This window comes from Caballeronia sordidicola (assembly GCF_000729995.1).
In the GTDB taxonomy this organism is placed as follows: domain Bacteria; phylum Pseudomonadota; class Gammaproteobacteria; order Burkholderiales; family Burkholderiaceae; genus Caballeronia; species Caballeronia sordidicola_A.
The window spans coordinates 1-4,619 of sequence record NZ_JNFG01000080.1; the positions used below are offsets into that span (position 1 = coordinate 1).

3 protein-coding genes and 1 pseudogene are annotated in these 4,619 nt (G+C 53.0%); 3 read left to right on the forward strand and 1 reads right to left on the reverse strand.

Annotated elements, in window-relative coordinates:
• Positions 1-163, forward strand: a pseudogene (locus FH08_RS50750) (IS66 family transposase); the annotation flags it as partial.
• A gap of 71 nt (positions 164-234) precedes the next feature.
• On the opposite strand, the gene FH08_RS0133695 reads toward FH08_RS50750, so the two are convergent.
• Positions 235-1,164, reverse strand: coding sequence for a DUF6602 domain-containing protein (locus FH08_RS0133695; protein ID WP_031362582.1), 930 nt, complete (start codon positions 1,162-1,164; stop codon positions 235-237).
• Positions 1,165-1,821: 657 nt separating this feature from the next.
• Here FH08_RS0133695 and FH08_RS0133700 point away from each other — a divergent pair.
• Positions 1,822-2,346, forward strand: coding sequence for a hypothetical protein (locus FH08_RS0133700; protein WP_031362583.1), 525 nt, complete (start codon positions 1,822-1,824; stop codon positions 2,344-2,346).
• Positions 2,347-3,391: 1,045 nt separating this feature from the next.
• Positions 3,392-4,006: a hypothetical protein gene (locus FH08_RS0133710; protein ID WP_031362585.1), complete on the forward strand. Its 615-nt coding sequence runs from the start codon at positions 3,392-3,394 to the stop codon at positions 4,004-4,006.
• Positions 4,007-4,619 lie beyond the last annotated feature (613 nt).

Sequence of the window (4,619 nt, forward strand, 5' to 3'; positions counted from 1 at the left end):
GTGGCGCTTTATCGCCGACCATCGCGTCCCATTTGACAATAACCAAGCCGAACGCGATATCAGAATGCCCAAGCTCAAACAAAAGGTGTCGGGGTGCTTCCGCACCGCGCGCGGACTTCAGGCGTTTCGCATCATCCGATCGTATCTGGCTACCCTGCGCAAACAACGTCGCCCGCTCATGGCCGCGCTCGCTCTCAGCTTCGCTGGACACGTTCCCTCGCCTTTAGCTGCTGACTAGTTACTTTTTTTCTTTAAAATATCCCAGTATCGAATTTTTTGCGTTTGTGCACACCAGTTAACTATTCTTTCTATGGTTGATTCCTTCAACCTCGCTGGGACGGGCGGTTTCCCATCTACTGTCAGTTCGACCTCTGCCGTACGCCCAGAAAGCACAAACCGCCCAATTTGGATACCCGGCTCAAAATAATTACTCAACTCGATAGGGCCCAGCCTCATATGAGCGCACATGTCATGCAAAGCGCAATAAAACTTAAACAAGCTGTCATTTCCGTACCTCAGGGAGACAGGAATCGCCTCGCTTGTTATTCTTTCGCTGTCTATGCACGTCTCGAAAGCAAGCTGATGATGTACGCACCCCTCGCCGAGAACACATATGTAATTGGGCCACAGATTTGCCGCATTTTCCAATTCCCATTCTTTCAAATTTTGATACAAAGAATCGAGCGAATTATTATCAAGCGAGTATGCGAAGACGATTCCAAAAGGCTTTGGCCTAGCGCGAACTATGCTAAATCCGCTTCCCAAGGACTCCGCAATTCCATCTGATGGAGCCATTTTTTTAAATGATTTTATTTTCTCTAGGGAATCAATTAGCTCACTTTTTGAGAGTCGCGACTTAACTTCAATTATTCCATAAACGGAGTCAATCGGAAATATTTGATTATGTTCACTATAAATTAATGAAAGTCCATCTATTTTGTCATACACAATGACATCGCATTGACGCGACACGTCGCGCACGCGACCAACCACTTCTCCCGCACCTAAACCATATTTGGGAGGCAAGCGCCCCTGCGATAAAAACTCTCGAAGGACATCTTCGCGCGCCGTACCGCGCGTGCCCATATGTCCGTGCTGGGCGGTTATCTGGAAATCAGCGCGCATTTTGTCACTTACCGCACGGAAAAGTTGCTTAGCGTCCATCGATTCGCCTCTCCATTGTCCGCATGAATTAAATTTCCGTATTCTACGGTTTACGCGGGACGCAAGGCAGAAGTCGCGCACTTCAATTCCCAAAACGAAAGCCCGCGCGCGGCGGACTTTCGAGGTAACTGTAAATGCTGGAATTACCGGTGCGAGCCAGGATAGCCCTGTGGCGCTTCACGTTATGGCTGACTGCCGGACGGCGTCGCAGGTCGGCCCAGCATCGTCCGTTCGACATCACGGCAGAGATCGTTGACAATCGATAGTGAAAAATTATGAGGTACTTATAAAATGGTCGCTGGTCCGCAGACAAACCCACCGCTCGAATCGAAACGAGTCAAGCAGTTCCGATTAGCGATCGCCAAGGAAATTCCGAAGTTTCCAAATGATCGAGAAACGCTTGCGATATTAGAGGCCAAACCGCTCGGCTCGCTCTTAATTGACTACGCCAATTGGGCTTGTCGGTTTATACCACCTCGCCGCCGTATAGTGACAATTGAACCCACCTTGACGGCTCACCCTAGATGGAAGGTGCTGGCCGCCAACACAAAGGCGCTTCTTTAACGGGCCAGTCGCGGACACAATTTAGGTCCTCATCTATCCCTTCGAGCGTTCCATAACGGTTTCACCTCAGCGTCATCCAGCCCGGAAAAATCCGTGGACAGGTGGGAAGACAAGGATCGTCTTCTCAATACCATGGGTTATCACCATCTGCACCTTAGTCACGTGATCGAGGCGGCCGGCCACGCCAAACGTACCGACGACGTGCTCTTCGCCCAGGTAACCAGAGACAGGTTCAATGCGATCGGATTTTTTGATCATTCCGTTTTTGATTTTGGCTCCGATTCGCAAACAATGACCGCGGAGAGAGAACGCTTGTGGGGCATTTATGAAAGAAGGAGTTCCATGGGCATGAGGCCCGGGGGGATCTATGTTGCAAACCTAGTCGCAACATCCGGGCACTCACTTCATCACACTGGCGTTGCGACTCAATTTGCACGGATCATCTCTTCAACCGATCCTAAACTTGACGACCTTTCATCCCGTTCGGAGATATTCAGTACGTTGCCCCATGAAACGGTTAAGGCGATGAAGCTGAAATGGCATTTGCACTACATGGACCTCGGACTTTTTGACAAGGCTACCGCTACTTTCCATGTCTTGAAATATGGTCCCACATGAAGGTTGAGCCAAGCAATCTAACTGAGCTGCCCAATGACTGCTTTTAGGAAAGCCGTTTGACCGGTTTGGGTCGAGTGCTGCTGGACGCGAATTGATCGTAAGCGCGATTTTTCCTGCAACACTTCGGATCAGTGGCGAATTCGATAAGTCGGGAGATCAGCGCTGACCTTCCGGATTGCTGGCCGCCATCACCATATGCGCAGGAAATAGTCAGGTTCGCTGTTCGTCTCAGGCCGGCCAAGGGCGGTCGTCCGATTTGCGAGAGGGATATTCTCGATTTGTCGCTATAAACCATGTTTTCCTTCTACACTCACGGCTGGCCCTCGACCTGTTCTATCTGATGTCTTCCTGGATTTTCATGTCCGGTAGATCGGCGATGGCGGCAATACTCTGCAGGCCTGCCGGTTTACAGCGAGCATCGTTCTCCCGCTTAACGGGAGACCTTCCGACATAACGTGTGGACCTGTAGTTATGAATACCGGCGATGTGCAATTACGGGAAAAGCATGACAGATACCGGCGCCGCGCATCGCTTCTCACAGTCGTGGGGTCTTCATTTACAACGTTTGAACAGACCTTTCGGGTGACTTCCGGAGGAAGGGTTTCCGCAGCCTGCTAGACGCTGTCCGTCGCGCCGCAGCGGACGCTTTCGCTGGTGCGTAGCTTTAAAAATCCACTTGACCGACCAGCAGCCCGTGCTTTAATTATCTTGACCATCAATAGGGGTTGGAGATGAAATCCATCGGCGCGTTGGTTTGCCTGTTCGCGTTTTGCGTTGTCATGGGAATGCAAGCCATCGCGCAGAGTGGCGGTGCGAGTCTTGATGATAATGCATCGACCGTCCGACAATCGAGTAAGAAATCTCTTACGAAGGACAAGGACCGCATGACGAAGGATAGTATGACGAAGGATAGTATGTCGAAGGATAGTTACAGGGAATCTGCGGCAGGCACCTCGAGCACTCACATGGGCGGGTCAAAGCGCCGAGGGGGCGTTCCGTCGGAGTGCTGTGTCAAGCCGGGCGACACGCCCGATGGGGACCACAAGTGACAAGGCGCCGGTGGCGGGAAGTTGACGACCGCAATGTACGCGCGGAAGAGGATCGCAAGAGGCAACTCAAGCTGTTCGATGATCTGCAGGCAGATATTGATAAGCGCGACTTCGCCACTTCCGACAACTTCGACAAAGCCATCATGACCTACGCGTCGGGAGGGCTGGGATTTTCCCTGGTGCTATACAAAGACGTCATGCCTCATTCAATGTCAGGCATTCCTGTCGCACTGCAAATCTCGTGGGTGTTTTTCACGCTTGCCATACTGGCGATTGTGCTTTCCTATTTGATCACGCCAAAACTTCTTGATGACCAGCTCGAGCTTGGTGAAAGATGGTTATTGTGCTGCGACAAATCGGCAAACAGACCCAGCAAGTGGGAGCCCGCCGTCACATACACCGCCTATGCTGCCGGGGGGTTCTTCGTGGCAGCAGTCGCGTTGACCGTCTACGTGGCCATGTCGGGCAGTCTCCATTTCCCGGTTGCCAGTGCCACGCCGGGTACATCATGTGCGGCACCCACCATTCAGCACACTGTATCGAGCCCGCACAGACCCGCGGCCGCAGTCGCCGATAGCACGCCACCCGTGCCACAGCGGGTCAATCGTTGACTGGACTTGCACCCGTTAGACGTTGGACTTTCAACTTGACCGATGTTCGCCAAGCTGCGGCAGACGCGTTTGCAAATCCCTAGCCGAAGTCAATGGTCATCGCTCTGACCTGTTGATGGAGTCCGCTTCGCGATTTCTTTAACCCGCTCGTCCAACGTATAGGCCAATTGGATAAGGGTCAGGATTCAGTGCGAACCAACAAACAGCGGAAGTTTAGCGATTGCAAGAACTCTACTGCCGTGTCAGATTCGGTCGAGCCTCGACCGCGCGACCGACGGCAGTGGGTCGCCCGTACGCATCCGCTGACATGGAGCCCCGACATTCGGGGTCGCGACGCTCGGAACGACAGGGAAGTAAGTTGCATCTGCCTCACGAGCGGCGATGCCCTAACGCCGGCATCGGCCGAACTGCCGTCTGCGAGAAGCCAGCTTGAGTGACCGGACTACTCGGTTTCCCGCCGTTGAATCACTGACACCGCGACCGGCGGCAGTGGGTCGGGTACGGCCGACCACATCGGGCAGAGGTCGGCCCAGACCGTGTCAAAACGCGTAACGGCACAAACTCCGACGACACCTGCTCTCGCAACGAAGTGCGGATTATTGAATGCGGCATG